Consider the following 16,136-nt stretch of genomic DNA (forward strand, 5'->3'; position numbering starts at 1 on the left):
TTATGTATTATCTTTTTGGAACTCTAACTCATCAATTTGGGCATTCACCAAAATAAGGTCTTGCTGCCATTCAGGGACTTTTCGCTCTGGAAACTTCGTGTTTAAGTGTGGTTCAGCGAGTTTCTTTTCCAGCTTCAGACGAATGTCCCGCAAGCGTTTCAGGTCGGTACTGATACGCAATAGTTTGATTTCGCGCTCAGGGTCATACGGCTTCTCCTCTTTGGGCTTGGTATCAGGTAAACGGCCATTTCGCTCAATGAACCTGTATTCTGTCCAAAACGATTCGATTCGGCGTTGCAACGACACAATCTTTTTTGTCAGTTCTTGGCAGGCAACCTCGCTAGGAATTTCATGCAGTCGGTTCGACAGTTCGTTGCGTTCGGCCGTCAGCGATTTGATTTCCGTCATGAGCTCACCTTTGCGCTTAAAGACGGTTTCTACTACCCAATCAGGCGTGAACGTCACGACAGGTGATGCCCGCACGGGTTCGGGGGTAGGCGCTTCTGTTTTTTCGGCAATGGGTCGAGTCGTTACGGTTTTCGCTTGGGCTTTTTGGTTGGCAAGTCGTAACACCTCTTCGGCTCGATGAAGCTCTTCGGGTTTTGCACGGCGCGTTGCTACCATCGCCTTGAGCATTGCCACCTGCGCCTCTAATTGTTGTATGTCGTGCATGTTGTTTTTCGTCAAACATACACGTACAACCCTCCTAAGCAATAGAACTAAAACAAGTCGTTCTCATCTTCAATGCCTTCGCAGTGCGGCATTAACACTCTCACAAAATCTTTGATAATCTCCCTGTACTGCCAACGCTGGTGCATATCATCCATTTCGTCTTGACCAACCGACTCAGCGTTTTGGGGAGCGGTAAGGTAGGAAATCAGACACTTCGCCAACGTAGAAGGATTGTAGTGGTCATCTATCAGATGCTCACCCAACGACGTAAAATTTGAAGGCGCTGGTATCATAAAAAAATCCGATTGGTCACTTGCGCATTCTTCCAACAGGTCGAACAGGGTACTCACAACCCATTGCCAACCGGAAAAGCCTTCCGGATGACCTGCTGTTTAATTAAGAATGCGCGGTACAAACATACAAAAAGCCCCTGTCTTTTCAGTCAGGGGCTTTTTGTTTTTTTTAGCTTCTATTTTGTCAGCACCAATAAATTTTGACTAGGAATCCGCAGAAGTTTGAGGTATAGCATTTGAAGTTCCATCTGCTGTACCATTTTGTCCATTTGGTTCGATAGTTGAGTCATTTGGTGTGCTGTTATCGCCATTTGGTTCGATACCTGAGCCATTTGGCGTAATCTTGTCGCCATTTGGTTCGATACCTGAGCCATTTGGCGTAATCTTGTCGCCATTTGGTTCGACATTTGCGCCGTTTGGTAGGTTGATTTCGCCATTTTGTTCATCTTGTTCTGATGGCGCTGGTTTTTCTTTTTTCCCCGAACGGGCTTCCATGATTTGGGCAAGTCGTTCATTGGCCTCTTTTTCAAGTTGTTCAAGCTGCGTTTTGCGAGCTTCTTCCTTTTTGGACTCGACTTCTTCGTCGCTCAATCCTTCGTAGGGATTATGGGCATTGGCACGTTCCAATTCGGCTTTCAAACTCGACTCAATCGGCATGAAACTCAAGGAGGCCATTTCTCCCAAAACAGCAATTACCTGCTTTTTGGCAGTTTCTAAAACCGAAATTGCCTTTTGGACATCTTTAACTTTAGCCATTGGTCGCCTCACTTTCTAGCGCTGGAGCTTCCGCGCCCTTTTTTTTGGTAACATACGATGAGCCATAAGGGCCATTATAAATTCGCTCAAGCAAATCTTGAGGGAGTTTATTGCTCAAAGTACGGGTTCCGACTTCACTCCCGAAGTCGAAATCAATCTTACCGTCCATGTTTTCTTTAACTACGTACATTGTGTAAGGAGAAATTTCACCCGCGCCACACGGGTGAGAATGAAAGATTAGTCTAAGCCTGTGAGGGTGGCCAATGGCAATACAATATCATCAGGGATGCGTAACAAGCCATGACGATACCCGTCTCGGGTGAACTTCGCCGCGATTGCTACTGGGTCATCGGGTTTACTACCGAGCATTACGTCATATTCCAGTTTCAACGGCCGACGTGTCGTACCTGCCAGCCATCGGCGGCCATTGTTATCCCATCCAATTATGAGAACTCCACCGCCTGTTTTATCCATTTCGGCAATTTGATCGTCAGTAACGCCAGAGGTTGTAAAGTCTCCATCCTGTTGATAATTACGGCTGTTGATTTCTCCTTTCCGCGAATATTTCATCGTTCCCTTATCAAGGTCAAACAGGATTTGTCCAAACGTTTCGTTTAGAAGAAGTGTAGGAGCCGTCGAAATAAGACCATCAGTAATGTGGGAAGCTAAGGGCCAATGCGATGCAAACGACTCAGGCAAGATTATTGCCATTTTTTGAAAACCACCCAAGACGTCGTCTTCACGGCGGTCTTTACGTTTGATGTTGCCCACTTTTACGCCCGTAAACAATGCGTAAGGTAATTCTACAATACCACTAACTTGCAGCGCTCCATAGGCCACCGTTCCACCAACCAAGCCCCCCACAGGGCCTGCTACCGATGCTCCAGCTGCGATGGACAACAGCACAAAGCCGATAATCGAAAGATTTTTTAAGAATTTCATTTAGAGAAAATAAAATTTAGAGTTGAAAAAGAAGAACCCCAAGCCAGAAAGCGAGGGGGTAAAAGACTATTTGTAAAGCGCTACGTAGCGCCCATCAGCGTAGTCAACGTTGCTTTGCCAGTCAATCAAGATTTGAAGGCCACGACCGACTTTTTGAATCTCAATCGTTGGGATATCTTCCTCAGTGTCTTGGTGAAGATAGAAAATGTTGTCGGTCAACGACCAAAACATATTCTGTACCCCTGCCATGTACTCACGCTTCACGATTTCCGTGTTGCGCAATTTTTTGAACACCAAACGGCCATTTTCCTGACGAACGACCAAATCTTGCTTGTATGGCAATGCGTCAAGGGCATCGAGCGCGTAACCATACCATACAGGGTCAATCCACACGCGCCCACCTACTTCGTCTTCAGCAACGCGAAGGTCTTGATTGTTGTAAATCAGGTCTTGTAGCTTGCCAAGTTCAGTAAGGATGTTTGACGCCGTGACGGTAGAAGCTGCACCTGTTACTTTGTTGCCGCTTGGAATGTCACCAACTGCGCCCGTACCAGAGGTCGCGTAGCCTGTAAGGAACTTTAATCCCAAGCCATCGAACAAGTTTAACCCACCTTGGAATAAACTTTGCTTGTTCTCAGAATCATAATTGTAGCCCAATTGCCCCTTGATGATCGCCGCACTTTGCTCTTTTCTAATTTTATCAATAATCCTCGCCATGAGGTATCTTTGGCCAGCAAAACCATGCAAATCGCGCGGGTCAGCAGGTTCTTTCTTTGCAAGAAAACTTACAGCAAGTTTGTTCAACTGCACTTCCTCAATGCCAATATCTGCTTTCGCAGGTTTGAGCTCGGCAGTACGCTCCTTGTAAGTCCAAAGCGTGTGATTGGGGTTGTTGATTTCCCCCGTGCGACCTGGTTGCGAAACAGGCCCTAACTCTTCTCGCACGAGCGTAACTTTTTGCACGACAGGCAACGATACCATGTCGTTTTTGGCCGCAAAAGCATTCACCAGTTTTTGGCTGAAAATGGTTTCGTAGTCTTTGCAATTTTCCGTAAGGCCCGCGTGAAGGGCACTTACATCGACTTTAATTCCTGACATTTTGAAAAATTAATTAAGGTGTGGAAAAATGGTGTGTAGTCGGAAAGCTAGTCTTGAGAGCTACCGAGATTGATTTCGTCAGTCAGACCAAAGCGATTGTATTGAGCCTTGATTCGCTTCAGGTTCTCAAAGTGTGAATTTTTTTCACCTGAAGCTGACGTTTTTCCTGAATGCTGAGTAATGTCACCAGCGGCGGCGGCGGCGGCGAGCCCAGGGGTTTGGGCGGCTTTCAATCTACGAATTTCGGCCTGAGCATCGGCAAGCTGTTTCTGAACATCAGCATCAGCCACGGGAACGGTTGTTGTTGCAGCTACGGGAGCAGCTGGAGCAACAGGAGCAGGAACAACGGGTGCTGAAGCAGCAGGAGCGGCCGCAGCAGGTGCAGCAGTAGGCGTGGTAGTAGCCACAGGAGTCGTAGCAGCTACAGGAGGGGTAGCAGGAACGGCACTTGCTGAAGTTCCAGATACATCTGCTTCCACAGCGTCGGTAATCAGCTTGCCACTCTCTACCGAAAGCTGCTTACTTGTAACCATTTCGGCAATAGCTGCCTTGAGGTTTTGCCAAGAAAATTGCATTTTTTGGTGTGGTTTGAATTGTGAAAAATTAGGAAATTGAAGAAGCGCGTTTACGGGCCAAGTAATCAGCACGTTTGATTACGTCGGTGAGTGTGCCAACTTCGTTGGCTAGTCCTGCCTTGATGGCCTCACGGCCGTAGTAGAGTTTTCCCCCTGGATCGGAGGTGATTTGTGGGCGCCCTGCCTGCACAGCATTCCAGAACTCGACACGCATGGCGTCGATGATTTTTTGCTCTTCTGCAAGGGCGTCTTCATTAATTTTTTCAGCAGGGTGAAGCGCAAATTTGTCTTCTGCTCCCTTTGAACGAAGTACCCGAACGTCCATACCTGCTTTTTGAAGCGCCTCCGCTTGGGAGATATAGACCCCCATAACGCCGATAGAGCCTACAGCTGACGAGACCCCAGACGAAAGGTATATTTCCGAAGTTTGGGAGAAAATCCAGTAGGCAGCGCTTGCTACTAGCCCTTTGACGTACCCCAAAACAGGCTTTTCGGCATTTGCATCTTTTACGGCATTGGCCGCAAGGGCAGTACCGTTTACAGTGCCGCCACCGCTGTCACCCGCCAACACAATGGCCGAGACCAGTGGATTACCAACGCATATATCTAGCTGTCGGGCAAGCCATTCGGTATTTGTACCACCCCAGCTCCAGTCGGGGGATAATGACCCACGAACGGGTAATACTGCAACCAGTCCAGATTTAACCTGATTGGTACCGATTCCCATCCAGTTCAGTTCCCATTCGCTGTAGGTGTTTTCAGCCGCGAAAAACTCCACTTTGGGTTCTTCGATTTTTGCAAAATTGAAATTGACTGTTTGGCTGTTAAGGATAGCGTTGGCATGGGCATCTTCCATTGCCAAGTGGCGTTCTGCAAGTAGGCGTTCGCGCGTCATCGACGTATCAAATTATTTCGATGCGAGAATACTGCCGAATAGATACTATAGGTAGGACGAAAAAAAAGCCCTACTTCAATGAGGTAGGGCTTTGGGTACTATACTACAAAACAAATTATGGAAACGCTCTTTGGTAGTTACTTAGATTCACGAGCTTTGCTTTTTTCCAGTAAGCTTTGCCAAATGCTCGCACTACCAAGTATCTTATATAATTACGCCTTCTTGTTTTAGGCGAGTATAAATGAAGCAGTTTTAAAAAATAGGCATCGGCATCCTTTCTCGTAAACCGATACACATACCGTTTCTCACCTTTTTCCACCTCAATTTCTTTACTCTCATACAAGTAATCATGAATTAAGCCAGGAACGAGGAAAGCACCCATGGGCGGAAAAATTCCCCACAATGGTTTCGGTACCGAACACCCATCGGTGACGTATCCATCGGGAATCGTGACATAGCCAAGTTCATTCCAAGCAAAAACGATTTGCTCTTCGACGACGTACCAGTCGTCACGAGGAGCGTCAAGCAGGTGCCTGATTGGGGGTTGTTTCAATATTGCCATTTTGAGCTTCAATAGGAATAAGAACTTGCCCAAACATACCTGCTAACTCTTGTAATGCTTGGTATTTGACCTCAATGGAAACACCTCCAATGAACATTTTCACAATCGTATCCATTGATTGTTTTACGAACGATTCAATGTTTTCGCCTTCAATGCCAATTTGGGCAGCTTTCGCACGTATTACGTTTTCGTCGATGCGGTCTTGAAGGTATTCACGCTTGCGACCTTGATTATCATAGTAATCAATGACGAGCGTAACGGGCGAAAAATCGCTGTCCAAAACAGCTACTTTGCCCGCAAAATAGCCGACTTCGATACCTACAATTTGTTTCGGCGGGGCTGTTCGGTCGGTACTTGGGATGTCGAAAGGTTCAATTTTCCAGATGTAATTCATAATCGTAATATTTAAGGTGTTCCAAAAAAGGCTTTTTGATTGAGTTCAAGCGCTTGTCTAACACTTGCGCTTGGCGATGCAAGAAAAACAATTGCTTCTCCTACAATACCATCCCAGAAATAGGTGGTTGCATTAAGTGAGCCACTAGCAATTCTATGACTTCCAGTATGGATGTTGACAGCTCCCCCCGTATTGCTGAACCGCGAAACACCGTTCGTGAATAATTCGTAACGAGTAGCGTCAGAAACTATGCTCATTACCATTACATTAGATAGGTTTGGGCTGAGCGTTCCGATCGTATTACGTATGCTCCTACCGAATCCATCATACATCACGCTATCAGTCCAAGGCCAGTGCATTGCGTCCGTAATACTTGAAAAATCTCCAAGCGCGGGGCCATTCGCCGAAGCAGGCGGTACCGCCATACTTCTAAGCACCAAATTACCCCATATTGCACTGCCTGTACCCACGTTAGGCACCGAAAGGAAATTGCTACTTGCACTCACGAAGCGAATACCCATCTTACCGTTCGAAATCGTTTCGTTACTACCTGCATTTGTAATTCTGGGTCGGTTGCTAGCGTTGGATTGAGTTGGATGGCGTGCGTTGGTCGATTGGTCGAAAGGCACGACAGTCACAGTTGCCGAACCGCGAAAAGTGCTGTAGGGCATTGTTTGGCCTACTGAATGTCCACTACTACCCGCCGCCGTGATGGTGACAATGCTGCTGTCTGTCACCTCAATACCGTTGAAAAACGCGACCGTAGCGACTGCTGAATTTGTTAGATTGTAAGCTGTGAAAGCAGGTCCATTATACCCCTCTCTAAGCTTTCTAGAGCTAATCGCAAAAGCAGGTGTTACACCCATTGTTGCCAATGTGTCCAGAATTAATTGACTTTTAGCACCCGAAGACGCTATTATACCTGTTCTGAGTAGCATAGTTATGACGTTGTGTCTCCGATTACGTACCAATCATTAATTGCCCGTTGAATCATTGTGCAAGAACTATACTGAACTCTTAGTTTAAGCTTGCCGTCTGCTGTACGTAGCGTGACGCCCGCGCCTGCAACTATCGTTACCTGTCCAGCACCAAGCTGTATAACTGTGCAGGCCGTGTCAATCTCAAATGCCACACTTGAGTTTGGAGGTATAGTCACTGTATTGGCAGTTGCTACATCTTGCTCAACAATCCCCCACGCATCTGCGAGGGCAAGCGTATAAGAAGTAGTTTGTCTATTCCGATTTGCTTTCAATACTACGGATTTCAAGGCAACTTGGTCATACCAGCCACGCGTACCAGCGCTGTTGGTACCGTACAGTTGAAAAGCATTTGGGGTGCTAACGTCATTTATGAGCCTTAAGCCATTAGCATCAGAAGTGATTGACATTTGCGTGCCTGATGTTAACCCAACGTTTTGCGAGGCAGCATTTCGAGTAGTGGTAGCCACTGCACTGAGTAGCGTCGTTTGCGTGAGCAACTGAGCCAAAAACGTAGTATTGGCAGATATACTTACTTCTACAACGTATATTTTGGCGGTATTAACCGCACTTCGCTCATACAGTGGAACAATGATATTGCTACCACTCCAATCAGGGTCACCCACAAATATTTTGGTGGCTATGTCGCCTTGAGCTGTCTGGACGGTGTTCGATGCTCCAGTTGCCGTACTGGCATCGAAGGTATAGACCTTTCTAATAATTCCAGACGATTGGCCGAGCGCTACCACTTTCACTTCTAACGTCACAGCGCCGTAGCTTCCTTTCGGAAGTGCTATCGTAGTTTCATACCGATTGGAAGCGTGGGCAGTTGGTTGAAAAAGCTCGTGTTTGGTGATTCCATTCGCACTTAATTGCCAAGCGCCATCCAAACGTACACCACCGCCCAAACCGCCAAAATGAGACAGCTTTGAGTCATTGAGCTGAGTGGATGTACCCAAAAAAGGTATGACGTTGACGGTTGAGTTGGAGCGAAGTGGAGCCCCGTAGGCAGTCGAAAACGTAGCTACATCAATCATACTTTGAAGCAGCTCTTCTTTCGTAATGCCCAATGAGCCATTCACCCATCGTTTTGCCTTTGCAAATCGGGTGGTAAGGGTTGTTACAAGTTCGTTTAAACTACTGATTGGCATGGTATTAGGCGTTGAAGTCAAGTGAAAAATCAAAACTATAATCGGCAGGGTTTCCATAGAGGTCATCCCATGACGAAAGGTATGCGGCAGGGTTAGGGCTAGACGAAATAAGCTCAACGCCCCATTCGTTGGGGGCGGTACCAAAATTGCCCTGACGTAGCTTGAGCGGTTGGGCTATACTTCCAATAAGCCTTATGACATCGTTGGCATCCATCGCCATTGCTATCCATCGTCCTTTCGATAGCATTTTGGCGGTTTGGGCGTGTAGTGGTGAATCTCCCGAAATAGGTAGTGTTAGGGTATTTTTCCACAATGGCCCGTGGTTGTTTGGGTCATTCACACAAGTGTAACGAGCCAAGCCAGGCGCAAAGAACATATCAATCCAAACCGAACTTTGGGATGGCACAATTCCGCCTTTCGGTAGGGTTCCATTGTACACTTCTGACCATAGTAATACATCGGGAATCATACTTACGATGTCACGCACATCAATCAGCCTGACCAGGTCAAGGCCAGGTGCATTGTTGTTGGCAAATCGTGTGAGTTGGGGCAGTCGCTTCATACCACAAAGCTACTTGGGCTTTCAATATGAAAATAGGATGAAACCGCCCCTAAAACAGGACGAATTTGCCACTCATTTTTTTGCTTTTGCCTTGTTTTTTAAGCGGGGCAGACCATCGGTTTCAAGTTTGGCCTTGTACCTTTTCCAACAGGCATAGGCGGCATCCTGGTCCCAGTCGTCGGGGCAAATGTCATAGACTTGCAGGAAAAGCGAAACGGCATTCAACTCACTGGAGTGTACGTGGTACCCGCACCGCACAAATGAGTTGAATTTCTCGAAGAAAAGTTTCTCGAAAATAATACCGAGGTCGATGAGCGTTTGGCCGCTGACGTGGCTATCTTCAGCCGCTTCGGGTAGAATGATGCGGACTTTTGAGCCTTTGAAGCGTTTGCGAGACCTGACGCGTTTGTAGGGTACTTTTTCGCAGACCGAAACCACCAACGACCCTAAAAACTGATTCTGACAGGCTTTTATAGAATCAGCCCGAGGCTCGGCATACTCAATAAGCAAAAATTGACGCACGTGGCGGGGCACAAGCACTTCTATGAAGCGCTCACCTGTGGCATTGTTGGTAAATACGTAAGAGACAGAATCAGCCATTGTTTGTATATTTGGGTGCGCTTCCAAATATACAAAGCTGGAAAACCTTGCATTGAATCCCCTGAACCCAACAGGGGATTTTGCATTTTAGGAAGTTTCAATATAGGTTTTTTTGAGGGTATTTCCTACGTTTCTTCCTGTTTTTTTACTTGCTGCTGTCTATCCCTCCCAAACTGCTACCCCAGCTGAAGTACCATTTTTTTTGTAACTTTTGTATTTTCTTTTTTGTGGCTGACTGTCAGACTTTTAGCCATCAAAACAACGTACTATGGTTTTTATTGGGGTTTGTATTTTTTGTATCGGCCCCTTTTATATAGGCCGAAGGCCATTTTCTATTTTTATTTTTTTGTAACTTTTTATCTTTTGAATAAAAAAAGATAAAAAAATATTTATCCCATTAATAGGCTGATTCTCACACTATAAAGCCATACTTTCCAATTCAAGATAAGAAGTTACAAAAATAATTAGAGTTTCAAGGGAGGGGAGTTGGGGAGTTGGCAAGTCCCCCCGTTGCCCCATAAAAAAAGCCCGCCGAAGCGAGCCTTTTAAAATGGACTTAGAATTGTATTTTTTTAACCCGTAAACTGAGTACTGACATTGTTAATAAACTCCGTGGCGGATTCTAATGTATATTCATTCATCATTTGTTCGGCATTTTCTCGGTCAGTATAACCAAAGGTTAATGTTGCGGTAAAGTCTTCAAATATTGACATGATGGATGTTTCCCAACGCTCAGATTCATCATTGTACGTAACCGTCAACAATACCTGGTCGTCATCGACCTCGATTAATCTTGCGAATTTTGCCATTGTTCTAAGCGTTTTTGGTTTGGGTTTGGAGGAATAAACATGTAATGAGTCGGCATTATTTCATCATCTTCTGTGTAGCAATCTTGATAGTCTGACCATCGTGCAGAAATAAATGTGTCATCACCACCGATGAACCCCACCCGTGTGCCGTTTGGGTTAAAGTCTGCGTCTATCCAATCTTGGTGAAATCCTATCACCTCAAAAGCGTCTTCTTGTTGAAGTGGCTTTTCAGCCATTGAAATCCATTCCATTTTTGTATAAGGTTTTGAAGTATTAAACTCTTTCACATTCGCGGCAAAACTGCATTTTTCCGCTTTGAACGAGCTCTGCCACATAATTGGCACTTCTCGTTGCTATCTTCATCGTTGGTATTACCAGCAGCTCGTATGAGCCCACCGTGGCGGCGTTAGAAAAATGGATTCGGAATACGACAATGGTTCTCATTTTTTCGTCTAACCAAATCGAACCTTCGGTTAACATTCTAAGGGTTTCATTCATCCGTCACCTCCTTCCTGTAAATGAGTAAAATTCAAACGTTTTGACTTGACCAAAGCAAGAAAGGCTTTGGCCATTGCATCGGCAGCCGAATCAGCCAAAAACGATTTCCATTTGCTGACCATACAGTAATACTTGGGTTCGCCCATCGTAAAATGACGACGGCTAATACCAATGCGTAGAAACAATTCGCTGTTACCTGTTGGGATTGGGAGTAGTTCAAAAAGCTCATGTACATTATAGCCTGTTTGGCAAATCTGTGGAACTCCTATCTGTTTTAATTGCTCTTCAAGCTCATAGGAGACCCATTGGCCTGAAGGTTGATTCTCGTGTTTCATTGCTCACCTCCTTCCTTTGGGAAAAATGCTTCTATCATTCCGATGCACGTGCCGCCGTTATCGCAGCCATACATAAGCCACGCACGGCTAAGACCGTCGCTGGTGGGGCAATCATAAACAGAAAGCCATACTTTTCCTGGCTTCGTCGCGGAGCGCTTTTCCATTTCAGAAATCTTCTCTTTGATTTTGGTAAGTACGGTGGGAAAGTCTTTAAAATCATCGGGCATGAGCGCCATCAGCGAGCCTCTCAGCCAATCGACAGCCTTTGTGGGGGCTTTTCGTTGTGATTCAAATCGAAGCATAGCCCCTTGTTTTGTGAGTGTTTCCATTGTGCTTAGAAATTATTGGTTGATAAAAAGTTAAGAAATACAAAAAGTTTTTGCGGGGGGCAGGGGGGGCTAAAAGTCAAATTCGGGGGTGACTTCAGCAGTAGGCTCCCAAGTGCTGCCAACAGTACGATAGAAAATCATTTCCTCTTTTTTGCCGTTGTGGTCACGCATAATCCGCCCCTGTGAGTTTTGGTATTCGGTAGGGTTATAGACATACCCGTGGTATTCGGCGTATTTTTTGAGGTATTCGGTGAACTTCTGAGTGCTCAGCTCTCTGATTTTTTCGGAGTTCATGTATTCCTCTTTTGCGTCTTTTTTGCATACCATCGTGTTGAGACGGTTGCTGTCATGCGCAAAATACACCTCTGCCCACTCGAAGAAACGCCCACCCATCGCGCTCAACAGGTTACGTTTGGCCAGGTTGCGCATTGGTGGTTTGATTTTCGAATCCACGGCCAAGTAAAAGTGTAAACACTGAGCCATGAAGTTGAAAAAATAGCTCCAGTCGGCAGCTGTGAAATCGTAGAAAAGGCGACGGCCACCAAAATCGTCGGAAGGGGAGCGGGTTTCTAAGTAGCTGCCGTTGTTTTCGTGGTAATAATCCGAAAACGAGGTGACGAGCTTCCGACGCTGAGTGGATTCCGAAAAATCTCGATCGCCAAAATTGGAGTCAAACCAGAACTTTGGCGACTCATCAAACGGGATGCTGTACGATTGGGTTTGTTTGGGGTTGGGGTTCATGTCACCCGTGATGTCACCGTAAAAGAACCCGAAATCCAAGTATTCGTAACAGTCGTCGATGATGATTAGGTCGGTTTGTTTCGATACCTTATCGTACACGTGCGGGTTTTTTGTCAACAGTGGGTTACGACCCGAAAGCCCCACGTTATTACGCCAAAACCATTTGAGGGCCTTGCCCGTCAGTGACTTTCCAGAACCTCCGTTCGATTTAGCATCGTCTCCTGCGAGTTCCGAAAGTTTGTTATCCATCGCCCAAACGCACCAGGCGCGGGCAGGGTCTTTGTACCTGTGCAGCATATAGCCAAGTGTGTATATTCGGTTGGCCAGGTGCTGCACTTGTTCTTTGCGTTCTTCGGCGGTGAGCAATGCTCCGCCAATCTCAAACTTGTTGGCATCGAGGTAGGCTTTGACCTGCTCAGGAGTACGGCGAGCAAAGAAAAGCTCACGCTCAGCTTGCGTAAGGCCATGCTCAAGGGCGTATTCCTCCTGCTTCTTTGCAGTGTCGTACTTTAGGTAGAGCTGCGGGCGCTCCTCCAGCTCTTTGCGCCAATGCACCCGAGCCGTTTGGATAATGAAACGGAAGAACATACACGACTTATCCAGCAATTTGATATGCCAGGAATCATCCACCTGTTGAGCTTCAAAAAAAGGCTTCAGCTTTTTGATATTAATTTTCTCGTTGCCCTTCGTTGGGTGCTGTATTACCTTATCTGCCCATACGTATTTTCCGCCTACTAACCCTTTGGCTTCCTCTATCCCCGTCTTGGTGACTTTCCAGGTGTGTTCGGGGAAGAAAAAATACTGGAAGTCGGGGCCGTATGATTTGAAGTCAAGCTCAATAAGCGGGAGATTGGCAAGGTTAGAAACACTCAATTGGTTGGAAGTGTACATCGCATTGCGAAGGTCCTGCGTGATGGTATCATCAATGAGCGCCCGTTCGTTTAGGAAACTATGGATAAAGTTTTTCACGTCGTTGGCTTCGATGCGCGTCACGATATTGTCATCAATTTTGATGTAGAAATAGCCCTCCTTTTCGCGTTCAGATTTATATCGAGCGAACCCGTTTCTGTGTAGGAAATTGTACGCTTGAACGTGGTTGAACTTATAGGTGAACAACGGCCGCCCAAACTTATATTTCGGATTGCCTTCACTGTCGAACTGACGTTCCTCGTCCCAAAATCGGTATGGGATGGCAGTCGCCACAAGGCGGTCAAAATCGAATTTCTTTTTGCCTGAGCGTAACCAATCGCGTAGGTCTTTGGAAACAGCTTTGCCGTTTTCGTCCACCTTCAGGAATTCATCAGGAAGCCAAATGGTTTTGAGATCCAAAAACTTCATACCCAACTCATGGCCATTTTTGCGGCCACTTGCATCGATGTCTGGCAGGTTGTAGATATTCCACGCAAGGGAGCGAAGGAGCTTCATATCGTGATCGTCGAGTTGTTCCGACTCACTATTCTGCCACAACACCCGATAGCCCAGGGCCGCGACGTTGAGCGCGTCAGAGCCTCCCGAGCAACGAATCAGCTCAGGTAGCTTTACGTTCGTCATCTGCTCTGTTTGTTTCTTCTTCTCTTCTTCTGAGCTTTGAAATTCTTCGGCGCTGCCTTCCTCGTTGAGTTTCTTTTGGCGTAGTTCCCGTATGAAGTCCTGGGCCTGTTTCAGGCCGTGGATATAATGGGCAGGTTTTTTTCCACGGTACCGAAAACGATTTTTGTGTTCAGCTTTAGGAAGGTAGATTTTCCCCCAGTCGCCTTCGTCGAAGTAAAACATGGGGTAATTGGTGGTAGAGATTCGCTTCAGTGCTTTGCCGTTTTTGACAGTAGTATAGCTGTGAAGGCATTTCAGATGGTAGCGTTGAAACAGGCTTTTGGCCGCCTCAAAACGCTTCAATTCGTCAAATTTATCAAGGGCCATCCATGCCGAATCGGTGAGTATTATGCGGCATTCCCAGGCTTCAAATTCTTTGAACTCAACGTCGCATTGTCCTTCGGCTTCGTCGGGTCGTGCGGGGCGGTCTTCAAATAGAGGTTTAGGGCTAAGATTGATACTTTCATCCTTGTAGTTATAAAACTCGGCTACGGTTCTGATGGCGTCACCATACTCCAGCTTAAATTCTTTCATCGCAAGGGCAATGGCATTTCTCCACTTGCTATCGTCCCCAAAATCTGTTACGCCCCATTCGCCACTTTCCATCCGCTTCAATGAAGCGGATGGGGTTTTTTCGGGGCGAAGTGTAAATTTTCTATTGGGGTTATCAAAGCTCTGTTCACTGTCAGGATAGAGATAGATGATATAAGCGCGGCCACCATCTTCGGCAAACAGGCGTTGAATGTCAATCTTCGACATAAAAAATCAGGTTTATACTTCGGAAATTAGAAATGGATGCCATCAGGCTACCTTCTCGACGACAATACTGCGTACCTCACGCGTTTGGGCGTCGGCATCGCGACAGGCCACGTGCCACACGGCACGGGGGTTTTCGGCGGTCATGGTTTTTTTGATAACCTTGTTGCCAGCAAAGGTCAATCTGTACGTGTAAGTGAAAGTTTCTGTGCTCATGGAATTTATTGGTTTGGCCCCAGCTCTCGTTCCCCGCAGAGCAGGGACAAGAGGAATTTGAAAAACCCAAACCTTTACTCTACATTTTGTGTAGGTCTCTAACGGGAGCTGGGGCAGTGAATGTTTTATTTACCTAATCGTTCTAGTGTTCTCTCCAACTTGCCTTTCTGCATCCGATACGCCATCACTTGACTCGGATGCGGAAAACGGTTGGGAAGGTCGTCAATAGCATCACGAATAATTCGGCGGCAAGCGGCTTGCCCCGCCGCTCCTAGTTTCCACAAGAGGCGTTTTTGTAGCAACTCTTCTACTTGTGCCACTGTAGTGGGCGTCATTACGATTGTGCTTTTAGATGTTGGGATACGTTGCATATCTGTAGCTCAGGTTAAACCAAAGAAGCGAACAAGTAAGCGGATTCTGAGGGCGGGCAAAAGGACGGTTAACGTTCATCGGAGTCATGGTAGGGTGGGTTAGGGTCTGGTCCCGTGGCGATGCAAATGAGAAGAGCAACCACCACCATACAAGACAATGCGACTATTTCAAGCAGCTTTCTCATGGGCCATTGGGGTGGTTTCGAGTGGGAGGATACCAATGTGCTGTAAATAGGTGATTACGCTTTTTTTCCCTTGCTCTATTTTCTCCGAAAAAAGGCTAGGTAGAAATATCTTGGAATCTCGCGTATTGTATGCCCAGGGAAATGCGTACCCGTGTGCTATAATCACTGCACCCAATACTTTTTCTGGCTTGCCATCATGCTCTGGCTCTTGAATAAGCTCAGCGCCAACCGAGCTAGTTTTCCAATAGATTTTCATTTTGCTTAGAATTTATGGTGAAACATTATTTGAATTTCCGAGGGGAGCGGGTTGCCCTGAATAGGAATGGCAGCATAGCCACCACTCCTAGGGCGACGACGATATAGGGTAAGTGCAAGACTATTGAATTCATGACTTCTTAGAGGCTTTCATTTTCTGCTGTAACTCACGTGTTTTATCGTATTTGGGCACGTAAACTCCCATGCGAGAAAGGGACTGCGAGACTTGTGGTTCTTCTCGTTTAGTCTCTCCGTTGAAGTTTTGAACCATTTTTTTAGCTCTATCTAGTTCGGCAATTGTAGGAGCAGCTTTACCACGCCACACAGCTTCTAAATGCTTAATGAGGCTATGAGTATCAGAGGGAGAAGCAGACACCTCTTCCAGCATTTTGGTAATAAATGTTCCTTTTGTTATACCTGTAAAATCAAGCTCTGAGAATAACCTTTTAGCTTCAGCGGCTATACTTTCTTTACCGTTTACTAAATCTCTTTTGGCAGTAGTCATTTTTCGGTGTATTTTGGTCATGTCTAAATAGTCGCGACTATTTAGACATGACAAATATTCACTATGAAA

At 46.2% G+C, this 16,136-nt stretch carries 24 protein-coding genes; all 24 read right to left on the reverse strand.

What is annotated here, in order from left to right; translation table 11 throughout:
* Positions 1 to 672 (reverse strand): hypothetical protein, encoded by a 672-nt coding sequence (locus FHS57_RS30545; protein ID WP_183980425.1) that lies wholly within the window; start codon positions 670 to 672, stop codon positions 1 to 3.
* A gap of 47 nt (positions 673 to 719) precedes the next feature.
* A complete protein-coding gene (locus tag FHS57_RS30550) occupies positions 720 to 965 on the reverse strand; it encodes a hypothetical protein (RefSeq protein WP_183980427.1) in 246 nt (81 codons plus the stop codon).
* Positions 966 to 1,169: 204 nt separating this feature from the next.
* Positions 1,170 to 1,721, reverse strand: coding sequence for a hypothetical protein (locus FHS57_RS30555; protein WP_183980429.1), 552 nt, complete (start codon positions 1,719 to 1,721; stop codon positions 1,170 to 1,172).
* Positions 1,714 to 1,911: a hypothetical protein gene (locus tag FHS57_RS30560; RefSeq protein WP_183980431.1), complete on the reverse strand. Its 198-nt coding sequence runs from the start codon at positions 1,909 to 1,911 to the stop codon at positions 1,714 to 1,716. Before FHS57_RS30560 ends, FHS57_RS30555 begins: the two co-directional genes overlap by 8 nt.
* A 47-nt stretch (positions 1,912 to 1,958) precedes the next feature.
* A complete protein-coding gene (locus FHS57_RS30565) occupies positions 1,959 to 2,663 on the reverse strand; it encodes a hypothetical protein (RefSeq protein ID WP_183980433.1) in 705 nt (234 codons plus the stop codon).
* A 66-nt stretch (positions 2,664 to 2,729) separates the two neighbouring features.
* On the reverse strand, positions 2,730 to 3,761 hold the full coding sequence (locus FHS57_RS30570; RefSeq protein WP_183980435.1) for a hypothetical protein: 1,032 nt from the start codon (positions 3,759 to 3,761) through the stop codon (positions 2,730 to 2,732).
* Between the two features lie 47 nt (positions 3,762 to 3,808).
* Positions 3,809 to 4,336, reverse strand: coding sequence for a hypothetical protein (locus tag FHS57_RS30575; RefSeq protein ID WP_183980437.1), 528 nt, complete (start codon positions 4,334 to 4,336; stop codon positions 3,809 to 3,811).
* Between the two features lie 28 nt (positions 4,337 to 4,364).
* The gene (locus FHS57_RS30580) at positions 4,365 to 5,231 is read right to left on the reverse strand and encodes a S49 family peptidase (RefSeq protein WP_183980438.1); all 867 of its coding nucleotides are present in this window, start codon (positions 5,229 to 5,231) and stop codon (positions 4,365 to 4,367) included.
* Between the two features lie 115 nt (positions 5,232 to 5,346).
* Positions 5,347 to 5,784: a DUF1353 domain-containing protein gene (locus FHS57_RS30585; RefSeq protein ID WP_221225777.1), complete on the reverse strand. Its 438-nt coding sequence runs from the start codon at positions 5,782 to 5,784 to the stop codon at positions 5,347 to 5,349.
* Entirely contained in the window at positions 5,753 to 6,187 is a 435-nt protein-coding gene (locus FHS57_RS30590) for a hypothetical protein (RefSeq protein ID WP_183980440.1), read from the reverse strand. Before FHS57_RS30590 ends, FHS57_RS30585 begins: the two co-directional genes overlap by 32 nt.
* An 11-nt stretch (positions 6,188 to 6,198) precedes the next feature.
* On the reverse strand, positions 6,199 to 7,125 hold the full coding sequence (locus FHS57_RS30595) for a hypothetical protein (RefSeq protein ID WP_183980441.1): 927 nt from the start codon (positions 7,123 to 7,125) through the stop codon (positions 6,199 to 6,201).
* Between the two features lie 2 nt (positions 7,126 to 7,127).
* Positions 7,128 to 8,315 carry a hypothetical protein gene (locus FHS57_RS30600; protein WP_183980442.1) on the reverse strand — a complete coding sequence of 396 codons (1,188 nt, stop codon included), beginning with the start codon at positions 8,313 to 8,315 and terminating at the stop codon, positions 7,128 to 7,130.
* A gap of 4 nt (positions 8,316 to 8,319) precedes the next feature.
* Entirely contained in the window at positions 8,320 to 8,877 is a 558-nt protein-coding gene (locus FHS57_RS30605) for a hypothetical protein (RefSeq protein WP_183980443.1), read from the reverse strand.
* 72 nt (positions 8,878 to 8,949) lie between these two features.
* On the reverse strand, positions 8,950 to 9,477 hold the full coding sequence (locus FHS57_RS30610) for a hypothetical protein (protein ID WP_183980444.1): 528 nt from the start codon (positions 9,475 to 9,477) through the stop codon (positions 8,950 to 8,952).
* Between the two features lie 572 nt (positions 9,478 to 10,049).
* Complete coding sequence (locus FHS57_RS30615) at positions 10,050 to 10,286, reverse strand: hypothetical protein (RefSeq protein ID WP_183980446.1); 237 nt, start codon at positions 10,284 to 10,286, stop codon at positions 10,050 to 10,052.
* Positions 10,265 to 10,537 (reverse strand): hypothetical protein, encoded by a 273-nt coding sequence (locus FHS57_RS30620; protein WP_183980448.1) that lies wholly within the window; start codon positions 10,535 to 10,537, stop codon positions 10,265 to 10,267. Before FHS57_RS30620 ends, FHS57_RS30615 begins: the two co-directional genes overlap by 22 nt.
* Positions 10,538 to 10,559: 22 nt before the next feature.
* Positions 10,560 to 10,730 (reverse strand): hypothetical protein, encoded by a 171-nt coding sequence (locus FHS57_RS30625; RefSeq protein ID WP_183980450.1) that lies wholly within the window; start codon positions 10,728 to 10,730, stop codon positions 10,560 to 10,562.
* Between the two features lie 50 nt (positions 10,731 to 10,780).
* A complete protein-coding gene (locus FHS57_RS30630; RefSeq protein WP_183980452.1) occupies positions 10,781 to 11,119 on the reverse strand; it encodes a hypothetical protein in 339 nt (112 codons plus the stop codon).
* Positions 11,116 to 11,448 carry a hypothetical protein gene (locus FHS57_RS30635; RefSeq protein WP_183980454.1) on the reverse strand — a complete coding sequence of 111 codons (333 nt, stop codon included), beginning with the start codon at positions 11,446 to 11,448 and terminating at the stop codon, positions 11,116 to 11,118. The genes FHS57_RS30630 and FHS57_RS30635 overlap by 4 nt, the downstream gene beginning before the upstream one ends.
* 69 nt (positions 11,449 to 11,517) lie before the next feature.
* The gene (locus tag FHS57_RS30640; protein ID WP_183980456.1) at positions 11,518 to 14,538 is read right to left on the reverse strand and encodes a hypothetical protein; all 3,021 of its coding nucleotides are present in this window, start codon (positions 14,536 to 14,538) and stop codon (positions 11,518 to 11,520) included.
* A gap of 42 nt (positions 14,539 to 14,580) precedes the next feature.
* Positions 14,581 to 14,751 carry a hypothetical protein gene (locus FHS57_RS30645; RefSeq protein ID WP_183980458.1) on the reverse strand — a complete coding sequence of 57 codons (171 nt, stop codon included), beginning with the start codon at positions 14,749 to 14,751 and terminating at the stop codon, positions 14,581 to 14,583.
* Between the two features lie 125 nt (positions 14,752 to 14,876).
* A complete protein-coding gene (locus FHS57_RS30650; RefSeq protein WP_183980460.1) occupies positions 14,877 to 15,122 on the reverse strand; it encodes a hypothetical protein in 246 nt (81 codons plus the stop codon).
* A 168-nt stretch (positions 15,123 to 15,290) separates the two neighbouring features.
* The gene (locus tag FHS57_RS30655) at positions 15,291 to 15,563 is read right to left on the reverse strand and encodes a hypothetical protein (RefSeq protein WP_183980462.1); all 273 of its coding nucleotides are present in this window, start codon (positions 15,561 to 15,563) and stop codon (positions 15,291 to 15,293) included.
* A gap of 129 nt (positions 15,564 to 15,692) precedes the next feature.
* On the reverse strand, positions 15,693 to 16,136 hold a 444-nt coding region (locus FHS57_RS30660; protein ID WP_221225778.1), incomplete at its 5' end, for a hypothetical protein.

This window comes from Runella defluvii, from assembly GCF_014195535.1.
In the GTDB taxonomy this organism is placed as follows: Bacteria; Bacteroidota; Bacteroidia; order Cytophagales; family Spirosomataceae; genus Runella; species Runella defluvii.